15 protein-coding genes and 1 pseudogene are annotated in these 18,748 nt (G+C 72.9%); 5 read left to right on the top strand and 11 right to left on the bottom strand.

The features are described from left to right. Positions 1-3 precede the first annotated feature (3 nt). Together ABZ806_RS07825 and gap are read right to left on the bottom strand one after the other, a co-directional pair. Positions 4-1,191 carry a phosphoglycerate kinase gene (locus tag ABZ806_RS07825; RefSeq protein WP_500216077.1) on the bottom strand — a complete coding sequence of 396 codons (1,188 nt, stop codon included), beginning with the start codon at positions 1,189-1,191 and terminating at the stop codon, positions 4-6. Positions 1,192-1,254: 63 nt separating this feature from the next. Then, positions 1,255-2,259, bottom strand: coding sequence for a type I glyceraldehyde-3-phosphate dehydrogenase (gap, locus tag ABZ806_RS07820; RefSeq protein WP_500216076.1), 1,005 nt, complete (start codon positions 2,257-2,259; stop codon positions 1,255-1,257). A 236-nt stretch (positions 2,260-2,495) separates the two neighbouring features. Here gap and ABZ806_RS07815 point away from each other — a divergent pair, with 236 nt between their 5' ends. Genes ABZ806_RS07815 through ABZ806_RS07805 form a run of 3 tightly spaced genes read left to right on the top strand, consistent with a single transcriptional unit; the run spans position 2,496 to position 5,717 of the window. After that, complete coding sequence (locus tag ABZ806_RS07815; RefSeq protein WP_500216075.1) at positions 2,496-3,266, top strand: hypothetical protein; 771 nt, start codon at positions 2,496-2,498, stop codon at positions 3,264-3,266. After that, positions 3,263-4,525, top strand: coding sequence for a hypothetical protein (locus tag ABZ806_RS07810; RefSeq protein ID WP_500216074.1), 1,263 nt, complete (start codon positions 3,263-3,265; stop codon positions 4,523-4,525). The genes ABZ806_RS07815 and ABZ806_RS07810 overlap by 4 nt, the downstream gene beginning before the upstream one ends. Further along, positions 4,515-5,717 (top strand): hypothetical protein, encoded by a 1,203-nt coding sequence (locus ABZ806_RS07805; protein WP_500216073.1) that lies wholly within the window; start codon positions 4,515-4,517, stop codon positions 5,715-5,717. Before ABZ806_RS07810 ends, ABZ806_RS07805 begins: the two co-directional genes overlap by 11 nt. Positions 5,718-5,752: 35 nt before the next feature. Here ABZ806_RS07805 and whiA read toward each other — a convergent pair whose 3' ends face one another. The 4 genes from whiA to uvrC all read right to left on the bottom strand — a co-directional run bounded on the left by whiA (position 5,753) and on the right by uvrC (position 10,714). Next, a complete protein-coding gene (whiA, locus tag ABZ806_RS07800; RefSeq protein WP_500216072.1) occupies positions 5,753-6,730 on the bottom strand; it encodes a DNA-binding protein WhiA in 978 nt (325 codons plus the stop codon). 61 nt (positions 6,731-6,791) lie between these two features. Further along, positions 6,792-7,769, bottom strand: coding sequence for a gluconeogenesis factor YvcK family protein (locus tag ABZ806_RS07795; RefSeq protein WP_500216071.1), 978 nt, complete (start codon positions 7,767-7,769; stop codon positions 6,792-6,794). Positions 7,770-7,808: 39 nt separating this feature from the next. After that, positions 7,809-8,687: an RNase adapter RapZ gene (gene rapZ, locus ABZ806_RS07790; protein WP_346046799.1), complete on the bottom strand. Its 879-nt coding sequence runs from the start codon at positions 8,685-8,687 to the stop codon at positions 7,809-7,811. Beyond that, the gene (gene uvrC / locus ABZ806_RS07785) at positions 8,684-10,714 is read right to left on the bottom strand and encodes an excinuclease ABC subunit UvrC (protein WP_500216070.1); all 2,031 of its coding nucleotides are present in this window, start codon (positions 10,712-10,714) and stop codon (positions 8,684-8,686) included. The genes rapZ and uvrC overlap by 4 nt, the downstream gene beginning before the upstream one ends. A gap of 127 nt (positions 10,715-10,841) precedes the next feature. On the opposite strand from uvrC, the pseudogene ABZ806_RS07780 reads away from it, so the two are divergent. Next, positions 10,842-11,552: pseudogene (locus ABZ806_RS07780) on the top strand (mechanosensitive ion channel family protein); the annotation flags it as partial. Positions 11,553-12,235: 683 nt separating this feature from the next. Here ABZ806_RS07780 and ABZ806_RS07775 read toward each other — a convergent pair. The 4 genes from ABZ806_RS07775 to ABZ806_RS07760 all read right to left on the bottom strand — a co-directional run bounded on the left by ABZ806_RS07775 (position 12,236) and on the right by ABZ806_RS07760 (position 17,200). Next, entirely contained in the window at positions 12,236-12,745 is a 510-nt protein-coding gene (locus ABZ806_RS07775) for a Rieske (2Fe-2S) protein (RefSeq protein ID WP_500216187.1), read from the bottom strand. Positions 12,746-12,851: 106 nt separating this feature from the next. Continuing rightward, complete coding sequence (locus tag ABZ806_RS07770; RefSeq protein WP_500216069.1) at positions 12,852-13,286, bottom strand: Rieske (2Fe-2S) protein; 435 nt, start codon at positions 13,284-13,286, stop codon at positions 12,852-12,854. A gap of 48 nt (positions 13,287-13,334) precedes the next feature. Then, positions 13,335-16,172: an excinuclease ABC subunit UvrA gene (uvrA, locus tag ABZ806_RS07765; protein ID WP_500216068.1), complete on the bottom strand. Its 2,838-nt coding sequence runs from the start codon at positions 16,170-16,172 to the stop codon at positions 13,335-13,337. Positions 16,173-16,390: 218 nt separating this feature from the next. Continuing rightward, a complete protein-coding gene (locus ABZ806_RS07760) occupies positions 16,391-17,200 on the bottom strand; it encodes an MBL fold metallo-hydrolase (RefSeq protein WP_500216067.1) in 810 nt (269 codons plus the stop codon). A 71-nt stretch (positions 17,201-17,271) separates the two neighbouring features. On the opposite strand from ABZ806_RS07760, the gene ABZ806_RS07755 reads away from it, so the two are divergent. Next, positions 17,272-18,018, top strand: a complete 747-nt coding sequence (locus ABZ806_RS07755; RefSeq protein WP_500216066.1) for a maleylpyruvate isomerase family mycothiol-dependent enzyme — start codon at positions 17,272-17,274, stop codon at positions 18,016-18,018. Here the strand turns inward: ABZ806_RS07755 and ABZ806_RS07750 are convergent. Then, on the bottom strand, positions 18,015-18,707 hold the full coding sequence (locus ABZ806_RS07750; protein WP_500216065.1) for a Crp/Fnr family transcriptional regulator: 693 nt from the start codon (positions 18,705-18,707) through the stop codon (positions 18,015-18,017). The two genes, ABZ806_RS07755 and ABZ806_RS07750, sit on opposite strands and share 4 nt — an antisense overlap. Between the last annotated feature and the right edge of the window lie 41 nt (positions 18,708-18,748).

Here is an 18,748-nt window from a genome sequence, read left to right as displayed (position 1 = left end):
CGGTCAGTCCTCCAGAGCCTGCAGGCCGGGCAGCGTCTTGCCCTCGAGGTATTCGAGGCTGGCGCCGCCGCCGGTCGAGATGTGGGAGAAGGCGGCCTCGTCGAAGCCGAGTTGCCGGACGGCCGCGGCGGAGTCGCCGCCGCCGACCACGGTGAACGCGCCGGAGTCGATCAGGCCCTGCGCGACGGCGCGGGTGCCGTGCGAGTACGGCTCCATCTCGAACACGCCCATGGGGCCGTTCCAGAAGACCGTCCGGGCGTCGGCGAGGCGCGCGGCGAACAGCTTGCCGGACTCGGGGCCGATGTCCAGGCCGAGCCGGTCGGCCGGGATCGCGTCGGCGGCGACCACGGCGTGGTCGGCGTCGGCCGCGAACGCGGTGGCCGCGACGATGTCGACGGGCAGCACGAACTGCCCACCTGTCTCCTTCGCCCGCCGCAGGTAGTCGCGGACGGTGTCGAGCTGGTCCTCCTCGAGGAGGCTCGCGCCGACCTCGTGGCCCTGGGCCTTGAGGAAGGTGAACACCATGCCGCCGCCGATCAGGATGCGGTCGGCCTTGCCGAGCAGGTTGTCGATCACGCCGAGCTTGTCGGACACCTTGGAGCCGCCGAGCGCGACCGCGTAGGGGCGCTCGACGTCCTCGGTGAGCTTCTTCAGCACCTCGACCTCGGCGGCGATCAGCCCGCCGGCGGCGTGCGGGAGCCGCCCCGGCACGTCGTAGACCGAGGCGTGCCTGCGGTGCACGGCGCCGAACCCGTCCCCGACGTAGATCTCGGCGAGCGCGGCCAGCCGGTCGGCGAACGCGCCGCGCTCGGCGTCGTCCTTGCTGGTCTCGCCCGGCTCGAAGCGCAGGTTCTCCAGCAGCGCGACGCCGCCGTCGGCGAGGCCCTCGGCGGCGGCGCGGGCGGAGTCGCCGACGACGTCGGACGCGAACGCCACGTCCGCGCCGAGCAGCTCGCCGAGCCGCCGCGCGACCGGGGCCAGCGAGAACTCGGGTTTGACCTGTCCCTTGGGGCGGCCGAGGTGGGCGCAGACGATGACCTTGGCGCCCTTGGCCCGCAGCGCCTCGATCGTCGGGAGGCTGGCCCGGATCCGCCCGTCGTCGGTGATCGCGCCGTCCTGCAGCGGGACGTTGAGGTCCGCGCGGACGAGCACCCGCCTTCCGGCGACGTCGAGGTCGTCAATGGTGCGCATCGGGATGCGATGTCCTTCCGTACACGGCCGAGCCGTGGCCGCGGCGCGCCCCGGCGGCGACGGCTACAGCTGCGAGCCGACGAGCTTGACGAGGTCGACGAGGCGGTTGGAGTAGCCCCACTCGTTGTCGTACCAGCCGACGACCTTGACCTGGTCGCCGATGACCTTGGTCAGCCCGGAGTCGAAGATGCAGGAGGCCGGGTCGGTGACGATGTCGCTGGAGACGATCGGGTCCTCGGTGTAGACGAGGTAGCCCTTCAGCGCGCCCTCGGCGGCGGTCCGGAACGCCTCGTTGACCTCCTCGACCGTGACCTCGCGGGAGAGGTTGACGGTGAGGTCGGTGGCGGAGCCGGTCGGCACCGGGACGCGCAGCGCGTAGCCGTCCAGCTTGCCCTTCAGCTCGGGCAGCACCAGGCCGATCGCCTTGGCGGCGCCGGTCGAGGTCGGCACGACGTTCAGCGCGGCGGCGCGGGCGCGGCGCAGGTCCTTGTGCGGCGCGTCCTGCAGGTTCTGGTCCTGCGTGTAGGCGTGGATCGTCGTCATCAGGCCCTTCTCGATGACGAAGTTGTCGTGCAGCACCTTCGCCAGCGGGGCCAGGCAGTTGGTGGTGCAGGACGCGTTGGAGATCACCGTGTGCCGCGCCGGGTCGTACTCGCCGTCGTTGACGCCGAGCACGAGGGTGACGTCCTCGTTCTTGGCCGGTGCGGAGATGATCACCTTCTTGGCGCCGTTGTCGGCGTGCACCTTGGCCTTGGTGGCGTCGGTGAAGAAGCCGGTCGACTCCACGACGATGTCGGCGCCGACGTCGCTCCACTTCAGGTTGGCGGGGTCGCGCTCGGCGAACGCCTTGATCGCCTTGCCGCCCACCACGATCTCGTCGGCCGTGGCGCGCACGTCCTCGGGGAAACGGCCGAGGATGCTGTCGTACTTGAGCAACTGGGCGAGTGTGGCGTTGTCGGTCAGGTCGTTGACCGCCACGATCTCGATGTCGGCTCCGCTGGCCTTCACCGCGCGGTAGAAGTTGCGGCCGATCCTGCCGAAACCGTTGATGCCTACTCGGATGGTCACGGAACGGCTCTCCCTCACGTCGTATCGCCCGGCGCGGGCCGGACTGTTAACTGCGGTGGATCCGGGGTTCTCCCCCGCCTTCGACCTTATCCAATGACCCGCCGGTAGCTTGACACCGGTCACGGGGAAATCACGGGGTGGCCCGGACTCCCCCGCCGGGGGGATCCGGTCGGCCGCTCTCCCCGGCCGCTCTCCCCGGCCGCGTCCTCAGCGCATCACCACTACACTCCCCGATCATGCGGCGCGGGTGGTTTGTCCTGATCATGGGAGCGGTGCTGGCCTGCCTCCCGGCGGCCGCCCCGGCGGCGGCGGTGGAGCGTGCCAAGCCGGTGGGCCGCGCGGACCGGCTCGCCGCCGAGCTCCGCCGCGACCCCGTCTACGTCACCGACCACGCGCCGCGGGCCCTGCCGGCGGACGCGGCCGACCGGATCAGGAAGGCGGTCGCCCGGCTCGGCACGCCCGTCTACGTCGCGGTGACGCCGACCTCCCTCGTGGAGAGGTACACCGCCCAGGACCTGGTCCCGCTGGTCCACGACAGCCTGAACCGCCCCGGCCTCTACATCGTGGCCGACCCGACGAGCACGGCGTTCTCCGCCGTCCAGTACGGCGGCACGACGCTCCCGGTGAAGGACGCGATGTACGCCGCGACCTCGGAACTGCCCTCCGACGCGGGCGCGGTCGCCACGATCGAGCGGTTCGCGGACATCGCCCTGTCCGGGCATGCCGCCGAGCGCCGGGAGAACGCGGGCCCGCGGCCGAAGTCGAAGATCCGCATCGAGCTGGACGCCCGCGACCGGTCGGAACGCGAGGCGAGACGCCGGGAATGGGGCGTGTTCGCCGCCGGCACCGCGCTGAGCGGCGCCGCGGTCCTGCTCCTGCTGGTGGGGCTGCGCAGGAGGGCGGCGACCCGCGCCGAGCGCGCCCGGACCGCACGGCTGGAGAAGGCGCGGACGAAGAACGCGCAGGCCAGGAAGGCACGTGCCGAGAAGCGGGGGAAGCGCCGGTGAACACCATCGCCCGGGTCCTGGTCGTCGCGGCCCTCGCGCTCGTCGCGCCGCTGCCCGCAGCCGTCCCGGCGGCCGCGAAGGAGCCGATCCCCGTCCCGTCCTATGCGCAGCACCGGCTGGAGCGGGTCGCGGCGGCGCTCGCCGAGGACCCCCTCTTCGTCGACCCCGACATGTCCACCGCGCTGGACGAGCCCGGACGCGCCCGCGTCCGGGCGGCGATGGACTCGACGGCGCGCGCGATCGGCACGCCCGTCTACGTGGTGATCATTCCGAACAAGTCCGGATCGGAGAGCGACGGCAGGGACAACGTGTTCCTGCACTGGCTCCATGACCGGCTCGGCCGCGACGGCCTGTACCTGATGGCCAGTTCCTCGGCCTGGTTCGAGGACGAGGCGTTCAACGTGCCGCGCCGGCTGACGTACATCGACGACGAGGGCATCCAGCAGCCCGCCGACTCCGAGCGCCGGTTCGCCGACCTCGCCGACCGGCTGGTCGCCTGGCTGGGGCTCGCCCGGACGGCGCCGTCGGCGTCCCCGAGGATCCCGGAACTGTACAGCTCGCCCGACCCGTTCGGGGCCGAGCATCGGCTGCGGCCCGTCGAGCCGGAGACCAAGGCCCCCTTCCTCACCGGCCTGCTGCTCGCCGGCCCGTTCGCCGGCGCGACCCTGTACGGGCTCGGCCTCGGCGCCGCCGCGTACCGGCGCCGCCGCCGCAGTCCCCGCCCGGCCGCGGTGAGTGCGGCCGTCGAGACGCATTCCGGCGCCCCGACCGAACCCACGGTGAAATGGCTGCGCCGCACAGGCCGCAGGGAGCTGGACCGGCTGCGCGAGCTGCTCCCCGATGCCGCGGAGAACCCCGGCCGCGCCTACGCGGTGTCCGCCTACGACGTCGCCCAGATCCTCTACGACGACGCCGGCGAGGACCCCGGCCGGGCGCTCGACCTCACCGGGGCGATCGTGCTGGCCCGGCTGGGACGGGCGGCGCTCGCCGGGAAGACCGCCCACCCGGCTCCGCCGTGCTTCGTCAACCCGCTGCACGGCCCCTCGGCACAGCAGCGGAAGATGCAGCTGGGCGGCACGCGCGCCAGGCGCCGTCCCGTCTGCTCGTCGTGCGCCGGCCGGAAGGCGCCGGTGCTGAAGGTCCCGGGCCCGGACGGCCCGCTCCCGCACTACGCCGTCCCCGGGGTCTGGAAGGACACCGGATTCGGGGCCGACGGCGACCCGATCCCACGCATCCAGGAGTATCTCGGTGTCGAGTGAACCGTCCCCCGGCGCGCGGCTGGCCGCGGAACTGCGGCGTTCCCCGATCTACGTCGACCCGTCGCTGGCCTCCGCGCTGCCGGAGGCCGAGCGCAAGCGCCTCATCGCCAAGTTCGGCAAGCTCTCCGTGCCCGTGTTCGTCGTCCTCGTCCCGCTGGTCAAGGGCGGCACGTGGAGCGACGACGACCAGCTCGTGACGGTCGTCCACGCCAACCTCGGCCGGGACGGCGTCTACATCACGTTCGGCAGCATCGGCGACGACCTGCGCGCGAAGGAGTTCGGCGGCGACCACGACGCACGCGAGGCCGCCTGGGCGGTGGCCTTCGACCGCGCCTACCGGGACGCGTCGCTCACGAGCCGCCTGGACCGCATCGCGGACCTCATGCTCTCCGGCAACGCCAAGAAGGAGTACGACCGCCAGAGCGCGGCGATCGACAAGCGCGCCAAGGAACGAGGCTCCGAGAGCCGGGGCGCGGGAGACGGCGGCTCCCCCGTCCTCCCGATCACGCTGGGCGCCGCGGGGATCGCGGCCGCCGGAATCGGCGGCCTCGTGCTGTGGCGGCGCCGCCGCATGGCGTCCGTCCGCCGCGAGGGCAGCGCGCTGCTCCTGCCCCGCACGGTCTTCGCCACGGCCAAGCGCGCCAGCGAGGACCAGCTCCGCGAGCAGGCGTCCCACGAGGTCATCGTCTTCGGCGAACTCCTGGACGGCACGGACGTCCCCGCCTCCGGCGAACGGGCCGGCGAGCTGATGACCAGGGCGCTGGACGCCTACCAGGCGGCCGGCAAGACCCTCGACCGCGTCCGCGGCGTCCCCGACCTGGCGGGCGTCCTCGTCCTCCTCGACCAGGGCCGCGACGCGCTCGCCTCGGCCCGCGCCCTCGCCTCCGGCGGCGCGGAGATCCCGCCGAGCCCGCTCTGCTTCTTCAACCCGCTGCACGGGGACGCGGCCGCCGAGATCGACTGGCGCCCCATCGGCTCCCGCCGGCGCCTGCACGTCCACGCCTGCCGGGACTGCGCCCGCTCCGCCCGCGCGAAGGAGACCCCCGACATCCTCATGGACCGCCGCGACGGCCGCGACGTCCCCTACTTCGAGGTGGACCCGGCCCAGAGCGTCTGGGCCGAAACCGGCTACGGCCAGCTACGCGACGACCTGGTCCACAGAATCCTCAGAGGCGATCTGAACCCCAAGTAACGCCCCCTGCGATCCCCTTCTGGACGACCGGGGAGTCACTGCAGCATGTCGGCGGTCAGGTTCGCCTCGGTACCGGGGATGCCCTGGTCGGTGGCGCGCTTGTCGGCCATGGCCAGGAGGCGGCGGATGCGGCCGGCGATGGCGTCCTTGGTGAGGGGCGGGTCGGCGAGCTGGCCGAGTTCCTCCAGGGACGCCTGCTTGTGCTCCAGGCGGAGGCGGCCGGCGTTGACGAGGTGGTCGGGGGCGTCGTCGCCGAGGATCTCCAGGGCGCGGGCGACGCGGGCGCCGGCGGCGACGGCGGCGCGGGCGGAGCGGCGCAGGTTGGCGTCGTCGAAGTTGGCGAGCCGGTTGGCGGTGGCCCGGACCTCGCGGCGCATCCGGCGCTCCTCCCAGGCCAGGACGCTGTCGTGGGCGCCGAGCCGGGTGAGCAGGGCGCTAATGGCGTCCCCGTCGCGGACGACGACGCGGTCGACGCCGCGGACCTCGCGGGCCTTGGCGTGGATCTTGAGGCGGCGGGCGGCGCCGACCAGGGCGAGCGCGGCCTCGGGGCCGGGGCAGGTCACCTCCAGGGACATGGACCGGCCGGGCTCGGTGAGCGAGCCGTGCGCGAGGAACGCGCCGCGCCAGGCGGACTCGGCGTCGCAGGCCGCCCCCGCGACCACGTGCCGGGGCAGGCCGCGGACGGGCCGGCCGTTGTTGTCGATGAGCCCGGTCTGCCGGGCGAGCGACTCGCCGTCCCGGAAGACGCGGACGACGTACCGGTTGCCCTTGCGCAGGCCGCTCGGCGCGAGCACGACGACCTCGGAGGTGTGCCCGAACACCTCCGCGATGTCCTTGATGAGGCGCCGCGCCGCGACCCCGGTGTCGATCTCGGCCTCGATCACGATGCGGCCGCTGACCAGGTGCAGGCCCCCCGCGAACCGCAGCAGCGTCGAGACCTCGGCTTTGCGGCAGCACGGCTTCATGACCGTGAGCCTGCTCAGCTCGTCCTTGACCACACCGGTCATCGCCATCTGATGAACCCTCCCCCTATCGGACTCCCAGCAGTGTGGCCGATGCCGACCACGCGGGACGTCACTCGCTGAAAATCTGTACCAAGGCTTGGGCCAGCCGGGCGGGTTCATGACGCGGCGACCCGTCGTCGGCGGCGACGTCGGCGAGGACGAGCCGCCCGCCGAGGGCCCGCGCGGCCTTCTCCAGGGCGTCCGGATCGTCCACCACCGCGCGGTCGGCGATCACGACGTCCACGCGCAGGTCCGGGGCGTGCGCCTGCAGGACCTCCAGGTGGGTCTGCGGCGAGAAGTCGTCGGTCTCGCCGGGCTGCGGCGCGAGGTTGAGCGCGACGGCGCGGCGGGCGCGGGCGGTGGTGAGCGCGCGGGCCAGCGCGGGCACCTTGAGGTGCGGCAGGACGCTGGTGAACCAGGAGCCGGGCCCGAACAGGATCCAGTCGGCGTCCTCGACGGCGTCGAGGGCCTCCTGGCAGGCCGGCGGGTCGGCGGGGACGAGCGACACGCCGAGCACGCTGCCGGGCGTCTTCGCGCACGCCGCCTGCCCTTTGACGTGGGTGATCTCGCCGGGGCGGGACGGGTCGGCGCCGCGCACCTCGGCGACGATGTCCATCGGCACGGCCGCCATCGGCAGCACGCGGCCGTGCGCGCCGAGGAGCCGCCCGACCCAGTCGAGGCCGGCGACGGTGGATCCGTCGGCGTCCGCGCCGCCGAGCAGCTCCCACAGCGCGACGATGAGGAGGTTGCCGACGGCGTGGTCCTTCAGGTCGCCCTCGCTGCGGAAGCGGTGCTGGACGACGTCCCGCCAGGTCTGCCCCCATTCGTCGTCGCCGCAGAGGGCGGCGAGCGCCATCCGCAGGTCGCCGGGCGGCAGCACGCCGAGTTCGCGGCGGAGCCGGCCGCTGGAGCCGCCGTCGTCGGCGACGGTGACGATCGCGGTCAGCCGGTCGGTGACGCGGCGCAGCGCCGACAGCGAGGCGTAGAGGCCGTGGCCCCCGCCGAGCGCGACGACCTTCGGGCCCGCCGTTGGGCCAGGGTGCTTCACCGTGCCGTTACTCTCCTCGTCCGGGGACACCGCGGGCGGTCATTCGCGGCCCAGGTCGCGGTGGGCGACCTGCACCTCGATGCCCTCGTCCCGCAACCGGGCGGCGATCTGTTCCGCCATGGCCACACTACGGTGTTTTCCGCCGGTACATCCCACGGCGAGCGTCACGTAGTGCTTGCCCTCCCGCTCGTACCCGCCGGCGAGCAGCCGCAGCACTTCCGAGTAGGCGTCCAGGAACTCCTTGGCGCCGCGCTGGCTGAGGACGTAGTCGCGGACGGCGGTGTCGCGGCCCGTCTTCGGCCGCAGCTCCGGCACCCAGTGCGGGTTCGGCAGGAACCGGCAGTCGACGACGAGGTCGGCGTCGACCGGCAGCCCGTACTTGTAGCCGAACGACACGACGGTCGCGCGCAGGCTGGACTCGCCGGTGTCGTTGCCGAAGAACCCGATGATCTTGTTGCGCAGCTCGTGCACGTTGAGGCCGCTGGTGTCGATCACCAGGTCGGCCTCGGCGCGGACCTCGCGGACGAGCTCGCGCTCGCGGGCGATGCCGTCCACCAGGCGGCCGTCGCCCTGCAGCGGGTGGGGCCGGCGGACGCTCTCGAAGCGGCGCACCAGGTCGGCGTCGTTGGCCTCCAGGAACACCACCCGCGGGTGGACGCCGCGCGCCTCCAGCTCGGCGATCGAGGAGTGCAGGTCCTCGGTGAAGGCCCGGCTGCGGACGTCCACGACGACGGCGATGCGCGGCACCGCGTCCTTCACCCGGCCGCCGAGGTCGGCCATCGTGGCGAGCAGCCCCGGCGGCAGGTTGTCGACCACGAACCAGTCGAGGTCCTCCAGGGACTTGGCCGCGGTGCTGCGGCCCGCCCCGGACATGCCGGTGACGATCACGATGTCCGGTATCTTGGTCTCGCTGGTCATGCCCGTCTCCCCCTGTGCTCCCCGTCGCCCGTGCCCGCGCCCTCGCGTGCCTGGACGGTACCGCCGTGCAGCGCCGCGACGATCCCCTCGGCGCTGCGCATGCCGATCCCCGGAACCTCGGCGACCTGCTCGGGCGTCGCTTCCCGCAGCCGCTTCAGCGAGCCGAAGTGCTTCAGCAGCGCCGCCCGCCGCGCCGGGCCCAGACCCGGAACGTTATCGAGTTCGCTGGCCGTCATGGACTTGGACCGCCGCTGCCGGTGGAAGGTGATGGCGAAACGATGCGCTTCGTCGCGTACCCGCTGGACGAGGAACATGCCCTCGCTGTTGCGCGGCAGGATCACGGGATCGCCCTCGCCGGGGAGCCACAGCTCCTCCAGCCGCTTGGCGATGCCGCAGACCGCGATGTCGTCGACGCCGAGCTCGTCGAGGGCGCGCTGCGCGGCGGCGACCTGCGGCGGGCCGCCGTCGACGAGCACCAGGTTGGGCGGGTAGGCGAACTTGCGCGGCCGGCCGGTCTCCGGGTCGATCGGCTGGTGCGCCCCCTCTTCCGTCTCACTCTGGGGGGACGTCCCCCCGGCTCCCCCGGCAGCTGCCTCGATGGGGTCGCCGAGCGTGTCGAGCTCGCCGAGCTTCTCGCTCTCGGCGAGGTAGCGGCGGAACCGCCGGGTGATCACCTCGTGGATGGAGCGGACGTCGTCCTGCCCCTCGACGGCCTTGATCGTGAACCGGCGGTACTCGCTCTTGCGGGCCAGGCCGTCCTCGAACACGACCATGGACGCGACCACGTTCGTGCCCTGCAGGTTCGAGACGTCGTAGCACTCGATGCGCAGCGGCGCCTCGTCCAGCTCCAGGGCGTCCTGGATCTCCTGGAGGGCGCGGCTGCGGGTGGTGAGGTCGGACGCGCGGCGGGTCTTGTGCTGCTTGAGCGCCTCGTGGGCGTTGCGCGCGACCGTCTCCAGCAGGGTCTTCTTGTCGCCGCGCCGCGGGACGCGCAGCCGGACGGGCCCGCCGCGCTGCTCCGACAGCAGCTCGGTCATGGCCTCCAGCTCGGGCGGCAGCGCCGGGACGAGGACCTCGCGCGGCACCGACTCGCTCTCGCTGTAGATCTGGATGAGGAAGTTCTCGACGAGGTCGGCGGTGGTGACCTCCTCGACCTTGTCGACGACCCAGCCGCGCTGGCCGCGGATGCGGCCGCCGCGCACGTAGAACACCTGGACGGCCGCCTCCAGCTCGTCCTCGGCGAAGGCGATCATGTCGCAGTCGGTGCTGTCGGGCAGGACGACGGCCTGCTTCTCCAGGGCCCGCTCCAGGGCGCGGATGTCGTCGCGGAGCCGGGCGGCGCGCTCGTACTCCTGGGACGCGGCGGCCTCGCGCATGTCGCGTTCGAGGCGCTTGATGAACCGGGTCGTGTTGCCCGCCATGAAGTCGCAGAAGTCCTCGGCGAGGAGGCGGTGCTCGTCCGGCGAGACGCGGCCGACGCACGGCGCCGAGCACTTGCCGATGTAGCCGAGCAGGCAGGGGCGGTCGAGCTGGTGCTGCCGCTTGAACACGCCGGCGCTGCACGTCCGGACGGGGAACACGCGCAGCAGCTGGTCGACCGTCTCGCGGATCGCCCACGCGTGCGAGTACGGCCCGAAGTACCGCACGCCCTTGCGCTTCGCGCCCCGCATCACCATCACCCTCGGGAAGTCCTCGTTCAGGGTGACCGCGAGGTAGGGATACGACTTGTCGTCGCGGTAGCGGACGTTGAACCGGGGGTCGAACTCCTTGATCCAGGAGTACTCGAGCTGGAGGGCCTCGACCTCGGTGCCGACGACCGTCCAGTCGACCCGGGCGGCGGTCTGCACCATCGTCTGCGTGCGGGGGTGCAGCGAGGAGAAGTCGGCGAAGTAGGAGCCGAGGCGCGAGCGCAGGCTCTTGGCCTTGCCCACGTAGATGACCCGGCCGTGCTCGTCGCGGAATCGATACACCCCGGGGGACTCCGGGATCGAGCCCGGAGCGGGTCGGTAGGTCGCCGGATCTGCCACGCTCAGAAGCCTAGTGGGCGGCGCCGACACGCCGGGCTTCCGCGCGGGCCGTCCCGGTGCGACGATCGGGCAAGGTGATACAGATCTCCCTTTCCAGGTCGGATGATGGCAAAGCACTGGGAAAGGGATGGTCGGACCGACGTTCCGATCAGCCGAGGAGGTCGTCGCGCACGTGTCCGCGCTCTGGGCCTGGGTCTTCCTGGCGGCCGTCGTCGCCACGTCCGTGATCGTCGTGGAGGCGGGCCGCCGGCTGCTCGCCGGGCGGCTGTCGCACCGCTGGCCGGGCGCGGGCCGGGTCGCCCGCCGCGTCGCCGCGCCCGCGTTCGCGTTCGCCACCGTGGTCAGCGCCAACGCCGCGATGCCCTACCACCTGCTGCACGGCTCGCCCGACGGCGCCGTCCGGCACGCGCTGCGGATCGCCGCCATCGGCGCCACGACCTGGCTGGTGCTGCGGATCGCCTACGCGCTGAGCGACCCGCCGCTGGAACGGCTGATGCACATCGAGGGCGAGCGCAACCGGCGGGCCCGCCGCGCCCGCACCCAGATGCTGCTGCTGCGCCGGATCGCCGCCGTGGTCATCACGGTCGTCGCGGTCGGCGCAGCGCTGTTCACCTTCCCGAGCGTGCGGGCGATCGGCGCCGGGGTGCTCGCCTCGGCGGGCGTCGCCGGGCTGGTCGTCGGCATCGCGGCCCGGCCCACGCTCGGCAACCTGCTCGCCGGGCTGCAGCTGGCGTTCAGCGACGCGCTGCGCCTGGACGACATCGTCGTCACCCAGGGCACCTGGGGGCGGGTCGAGGAGCTGACGCTGTCCTACGTGGTGCTGCGGCTCTGGGACGACCGCCGGATGATCTTCCCGGTGTCGCACTTCACCGAGCAGCCGTTCGAGAACTGGACCCGGCACTCCAGCCGGCTGCTCGGCTCGGTGGAGCTGCACGTGGACTGGACGGTGCCGGTCGAGGAGCTGCGCGCCGAGCTGTACTCGGCGCTCCGCGACAACCCGCTGTGGGACCGGCGTGAGTGGGTGCTGCAGGTCGTCGAGACCCTGCCGAACGGCCTGCTCAAGCTGCGCGCGCTGATGAGCGCCGCCGACTCGGCGAGCACCTGGGACCTGCGCTGCGACGTGCGCGAGCACCTCGTCGTCCACATCCGCGAGCGAGAACTACCCGGAGGCGCTCCCCCGGTTCCGCGTGGGCGCCGAGCCCGTCGCCGACGGCACGCGCCCCTCCCCCGCGGACGGCACGGGTTCGTCGGCGGCCGGCGTGCCCGCCACTGCGGACGGCGCGGCCACCGCCGCGGACGGCACGGGCTCGTCGCCGGACGGGACGGTCACCGCGGAGGGCACGGGCTCGGCCGCGGACCGCGCCGGCCGGCCGGCGGAGGGGGCGGCCGCGGCACCCGCGCCGCGGACGGAGGGCGGCGCCTCGTCCGGGGTGAACGCGCCGGAGGACCCCGACGGCGCGCCGGACGACTCCGGCGGCCGGGCCGCCCCGCGCGGGGACGGCCCGGGACCGCGCACGCCGCTCAGGCGAGCATGACCTTCCCGTCCTGGACGGTGACGTTCTTCTTCTCCAGCGGCTTGTCGGCGGGCGGGTTCACCACCGACCCGTCGCTGATCTTGAACTTGCTGCCGTGGCAGGGGCAGTTGATCGTGCCGCCCGACACCGACCCGACGCTGCAGCCGCGATGGGTGCAGGACGCGGAGAACGCGGTGAACTGCCCCTGCTGCGGCTGGCAGACGACGACCTCGGCGTCCTCGAACACCTTGCCGCCGCCGACCGGGATCTCGGCGGCGGACGCGAGGGCGGCACCGGACCCGGCGTCCCCGCCCGCGCCGCCGCCGGACCCGCTGGAGCCGCCGGAGCCCGCATCGTCGCCGGACCCCCCGCACGCGGCCGCCAGCCCGGCCACGCCCGCGAGGCCCGCGCCGATCAGCAGCCCCCGGCGGCTCCTGGCGCTCCCCGGCTCCCGCTCCGCACCGTCCCCCGGTTCCCGCTCCGTCCCGTCCGGCTTCGTCTCGGACCCCTGTGGCATGTTCGCCCCTCCGGTGACATGTCTCGGTTGTTCCGTCACCTGAGGACACGAACGAGCGGCCGAGATGGTTCAAACCGGAACCAAATCGGGCCGCCAGCACGTCACGTCAGGTGACGACGATGCCGCCGTTCTCCACCTGGACCGGGTACTCCTGCAGCGGCGTGTCCGCCGGGCCCTTCGCCACCGACCCGTCCGTGATCTTGAACTCGCTGCCGTGGCACGGGCAGTGGATGATCTCGTTCCGGACGCTGCCGACCGTGCAGCCCTGGTGGGTGCACACCGCGGTGAACGCCTTGAACTCGCCCTGCGCGGGCTGGGTCACCACGACCTTCTCGTCCCCGTAGATCTTGCCGCCGCCGACGGGCACGTCCGCGGCCTCCGCGATCTTCTTGCCCTTGAGGTCCGCGGCGGACTTCGCCCCGCCGCCGCCCCCGCCGCATCCGGCGATCACGGTGGCGCCGAGCGCCCCGCCGCCGCACAGCACGGCGCGCCGCCCGATCCCCCCGTCCCCGGCCGCCCGGGGCATCACGTTCTCTCCCATGGGTCCATCTTGGTGGACGGCCCCGCGGACTCCGCACCGCCCCTCGGGCTAGGCGAGGATCTTCTTGAGGAACTGGCCGGTGTGGCTGGCCTCGACCCCGGCGACGTCCTCGGGCGTGCCGGTGGCGACGACCGTGCCGCCGCGCGAGCCGCCCTCGGGGCCCATGTCGATGATCCAGTCGGCGGTCTTGACGACGTCGAGGTTGTGCTCGATGACGATGACCGTGTTGCCCTTGTCGACCAGGCCGTTCAGGACGCCGAGGAGCTTGCGGATGTCCTCGAAGTGCAGGCCGGTGGTCGGCTCATCCAGCACGTAGACGGTCCGGCCGGTGGAGCGCTTCTGCAGCTCCGAGGCCAGCTTGACGCGCTGCGCCTCGCCGCCGGACAGCGTCGGGGCGGGCTGGCCGAGCCGGACGTAGCCGAGCCCGACGTCGTTGAGCGTCTTCAGGTGCCGGTGGATCGCCTTGATCGGCTCGAAGAACCCGGTGGCCTGCTCGATCGGCATGTCGAGCACCTCGGAGATCGTCTTGCCCTTGTAGTGGACCTCCAGGGTCTCCCGGTTGTAGCGGGCGCCGTGGCAGACCTCGCACGGGACGTAGACGTCCGGCAGGAAGTTCATCTCGATCTTGATGGTGCCGTCGCCGGAGCAGTTCTCGCAGCGGCCGCCCTTGACGTTGAAGGAGAACCGGCCCGGCTGGTAGCCGCGCACCTTCGCCTCGGTGGTCTGCGCGAACAGCTTGCGGATGTGGTCGAACACGCCGGTGTAGGTCGCCGGGTTGGAGCGCGGGGTGCGCCCGATCGGCGACTGGTCGACGTGCACGACCTTGTCGAGCTGGTCGACGCCGTTGACGCGCTTGTGCTTGCCGGGGACGGTCTTCGCCCCGTTCAGCTTCTTGGCCAGCGAGTTGTACAGGATGTCGTTGACCAGCGTCGACTTGCCCGACCCGGACACACCGGTCACGGCGGTCAGGATGCCGAGCGGGAACGCGACGTCGACGTCGCGCAGGTTGTTCTGCTGGGCGCCCTTGACGGTGATCTCGCGCCCCTTGGTGCGCGGCCGGCGGATCTGCGGGACGGCGATCTCCCGCCGCCCGTCCAGGTAGGCGCCGGTCAGCGACCGCTCGGACTTCTTCAGGTCCTCGACGGTGCCGGACACGACGATCTCGCCGCCGTGCTCGCCCGCGCGGGGGCCGATGTCGACGATCCAGTCGGCGGCGGCGATGGTGTCCTCGTCGTGCTCGACGACGATCAGCGTGTTGCCCATGTCGCGGAGCCGGATCAGCGTCTCCAGCAGCCGGTGGTTGTCGCGCTGGTGCAGGCCGATGGACGGCTCGTCCAGCACGTACAGCACCCCGACCAGGCCGGACCCGATCTGCGTCGCCAGCCGGATGCGCTGCGCCTCGCCGCCCGCGAGCGTCGCGGACGCCCGGTCGAGCGTGAGGTAGTCGAGGCCGACGTCCAGCAGGAAGCCGAGCCGGGCGTTGATCTCCTTCAGGACGCGCTCGGCGATGTGCGTCTCGCGCCCGTTCAGCTCCATCGCGAGGAGGAACTTGGCGGCCTCGCCGATCGGCATGGCGGCGACCTCGGCGATCGACCTGCCGCCCATGGTGACGGCCAGCACGACCGGCTTGAGCCGGGCGCCGTCGCAGGTCGGGCACGGGATCTCCCGCATGTAGCCCTCGAACCGCTCCCGGCTGGAGTCGCTCTCGGACTCGGCGTGCCGCCGCTGGATGTAGGGGATCACGCCCTCGTAGGCGGTGTAGTACGACCTCGTCCGGCCGTAGCGGTTCTTGTACCGCACGTGGACCTGGGTCTCGTGCCCGTTGAGGACGGCCTTGCGCGCCTTGGCGGGCAGCTTGTGCCAGGGGGTGTTGAGGTCGAACCCCATGGCGTCGCCCAGCGCGGACAGCAGCCGCAGGAAGTAGTCGCTCACATGCCCGTTGGACCAGGGCTGGATGGCGCCTTCGCCGAGCGTCAGCTCCTCGTCGGGGACGACGAGCTCGGGGTCGACCTCCATACGCGTCCCGAGGCCGGTGCAGTCGGGGCAGGCGCCGTAGGGCGAGTTGAACGAGAACGACCTCGGCTCGAGCTCCTCGAACGACAGGTCGTCGTAGGGGCAGTACAGATGCTCGGAGTACATCCGGGTGCGGTTCTCGTCGCCCTCGTCGAGGTCGACGAAGTCGAGGACGATCGTGCCGCCCGCGAGCCCCAGCGCCGTCTCGACCGAGTCGGCGAGCCGCTGCCGCGCGGAGTCCTTCACCGAGAGCCGGTCGACCACGACGGAGATGTCGTGCTTCTCCTGCTTCTTCAGCTTGGGTGGCTCGTCCAGCCGGATCATCTGCCCGTCGACGAGCGCCCGCGAGTACCCCTTGGACTGCAGCTCGCGGAACAGCTCCAGGTACTCGCCCTTGCGCCCGCGGATGACGGGCGCGAGCACCTGGAACCGCGTGCCGGGCTCCAGCTCCAGCACCCGGTCGACGATCTGCTGCGGCGCCTGCCGGCTGATCGGCCGGCCGCACTCGGGGCAGTGCGGGTGCCCGATCCGCGCGTACAGCAGCCGCAGGTAGTCGTACACCTCGGTGATCGTCCCGACCGTCGACCGCGGGTTCTTGCTGGTCGACTTCTGGTCGATCGACACCGCCGGGGACAGCCCCTCGATGAAGTCGACGTCGGGCTTGTCCATCTGGCCGAGGAACTGCCGGGCGTAGGCCGACAGCGACTCCACGTACCGGCGCTGGCCCTCCGCGAAGATCGTGTCGAACGCCAGGCTGGACTTGCCGGACCCCGACAGACCGGTGAACACGATCATGGAGTCCCGCGGGAGGTCGAGCGAGACGTCCTTCAGGTTGTGCTCGCGTGCTCCACGCACGATGAGTCGGTCATGCACGGCGTTATTCCGGTTCCTCTTCTGGGGCGCGGCGATGGGGAGGGACACGTCGTTCCCAGGCTAGCCACGGGGTACGACAGAATCCCCCGACTCCATAACGGCGACGGCCGCCGCCGCATTTCATGAAGCTACCCGCCCGTCCCCCGAGCTCCGGACGGCCCTTCGCACCGTACACGTGTTCGAACGCCGCCCGCCACCGCAACACCCGGCCCGCGCGGTCAGGGGCGCTCGGGCGGCGGCCCGTCGTCGAGGGCGTGCGCGAGGTAGCGGTCGGCGGAGCGGCGGACGGCGTTCTTGCCGTCGGTGTAGACGATCTTCCGCCACCAGGCGCCGTAGACGCGGTCGAAGTCGTAGGGCTCCAGGAGGCGCAGGGCGCGGCGGACGATGCGCGGGCGCTCCGGGATGTGGTTCGGGTAGCTGTACATGAAGCTCACCCAGTCGCGGTCCTGGACGACCGTGAGGATGTCGCCGGTGAACAGGGCGCGGGCGTCGCGCCAGTGCAGGACCTGGCCGCCGTCGAAGTGGACGCCGGCGTTGATCAGCGTGAGGCCGTCGGCGAGTTCGTGGGTGTCGCCCTCCCAGAAGACGACGGAGTCGTCCGGGCGGGCGACCCAGCGGCGGTCCGCCTCGTGGATGTAGACGGGGGCGTCGAACGCGTGCGCCCACTCGATCATCGAGCCGTAGAAGTGCGGGTGGCTGATCGCGATCGCGGAGACGCCGCCGAGGTCGTTGACCTGGCGGACCACGGCGTCGTCGATGTGCGTGACCATGTCCCAGAGGACGTTGCCGGACGGGGCGCGCAGCAGCAGGGCGCGCTGGCCGATGGCGGTGGACGGCTCGGTGCCGATCCCGACGACGTCCGGGCCCTCCTCGGCGATCCGGCCCCGGTGGCCGGCGCGCAACTCCTCCAGGGTCGTCCATTTCTGGCCGTCCCAGCCGACGTACTGGCGCTCGTCCTCGCAGATGGGGCAGTCGGGACGGGGTCCGCCGTACTGGACGCCGCAGGTCGCGCAGATCGGAAACTCCATGATCACTATTGTCTGGCAGCGGACCGGCCGGTGCGACAGGATGGAGGCGCTTTTTCAGCCGAGGAGGGGTCATGGACTGGCGCGACGTGATCGACGAGCTGGACGCGGGCACCGAGCGGATCATCGTGACGCTCGGCAAGCTCACCGAGCAGGACCTGCGCGGCCCGTCGGCGCTGCCGGGATGGAGCCGCGGGCACGTCGCCACCCATGTCGCCCGCAACGCCGACTCCCTCTGGAACCTGCTCGAAGGGGCCCGGACGGGGGCCGAGATCCCGCAGTACCCGAGCCTGGAGCAGCGCAACGCCGACCTCGACGCGGGCGCCGGGCGCGACGGCGGCGCGCTGATCGCCGACGTCCGCGACACCGCCGCGCGGTTCGCCGGGCAGGCCCGCGCGCTGCCGCGCGACGCCTGGAGCGCTCCGGTGCGGTCGATGCCGGGCTGGCCGCACCCCGCCTGGTACACGGTGTTCCGCCGGTGGAACGAGGTGGAGGCGCACCATGTCGACCTCGCCGCCGGGTACGGGGCCGCCGACTGGCCCGAGTCCTACGTCCGGTGGGCGTCGGCGGCGACGCTGGCCGACATGGCGGCGCTGCCGGACGAGCGGCGCGGCGCACTGGCCGGGTACCGGATCACCGCGACCGACTCCGGCGAGTCCGCCGACCTCGGCTGGACGGCGGGCGGCCCGGAGGCGTCCGGTTCGGGTCGGGCGCTGCTCGGCTGGCTGTCCGGCCGCACCGACGGCTCGGGCGTCCACGTCCGCCCGGACGGCCCCCTCCCGCAGCCCCCGCCCTGGCCGCACCGCCCGGCCGGGCTCTAGTCCTCGCCGGCCAGGCGCCGCAGCGCGCCGGCCGACCGGACGACGATGCCGTCGCGGGTGACGGACACGCCGTCGCGCAGCGGCTCGGCGGCGAGGAGCTGCGCGACCTTCCGGCGCCCCATCCCGGCCCAGCGTCCGAGGTCCTGCTGGGAGATCGGGACCGGGACGTGCACGCCCTCCGCCGCCGCGCCGTCCGGCCGCCCCTCCACGACCGGGGTGCCGAACCGCTCGGCGAGGCGCAGCAGCCGGGAGGCGAGGCGGCGTCCGGGGTCGTCGGGGAAGTGGGCGACGCGCAGCTCGTTGGCGTCGCGCAGCCGTTCGGCGAGGACGGCGGCGACGGCCCAGCCCGACCCCGGCTGGGCGTCCAGGACGCCCCGGAGCCGGGCGGCGGGCAGCACCAGGGCCTCCACGCGGGTCATCGCCTCGACGCTGGCGTGCCGGGTCCCGCCGTCGGCCGCCTCAACCTCGCCGACCAGGTCGCCCGGCCCGAGGACGTCGAGGATGGCGGCGCCGCCGTCCCGGTCCGTCCAGACCTTCACCGCGCCGGTGCGCAGCACGAACACCTGGGACGCGCGGGTGTGCTCGCGCATCAGGTACGCGCCCGGCCTGATCACCACCGGGGCGCCGGACCCGCGCAGCGCCTCCCGGGCGCGCGGGCTCAGCGCGTCCCAGAACCGGGTGGCCGCCATCGCGCCTCCTCACCGGACCCGGCCCGGGCGGGGGCCCGCGA

Source organism: Spirillospora sp. NPDC047418 (genome assembly GCF_040643275.1).
Lineage (GTDB): Bacteria > Actinomycetota > Actinomycetes > Streptosporangiales > Streptosporangiaceae > Spirillospora.
Note: the sequence above shows the minus strand (reverse complement) of the source record. Positions and strands in the feature narration are given on the sequence as shown.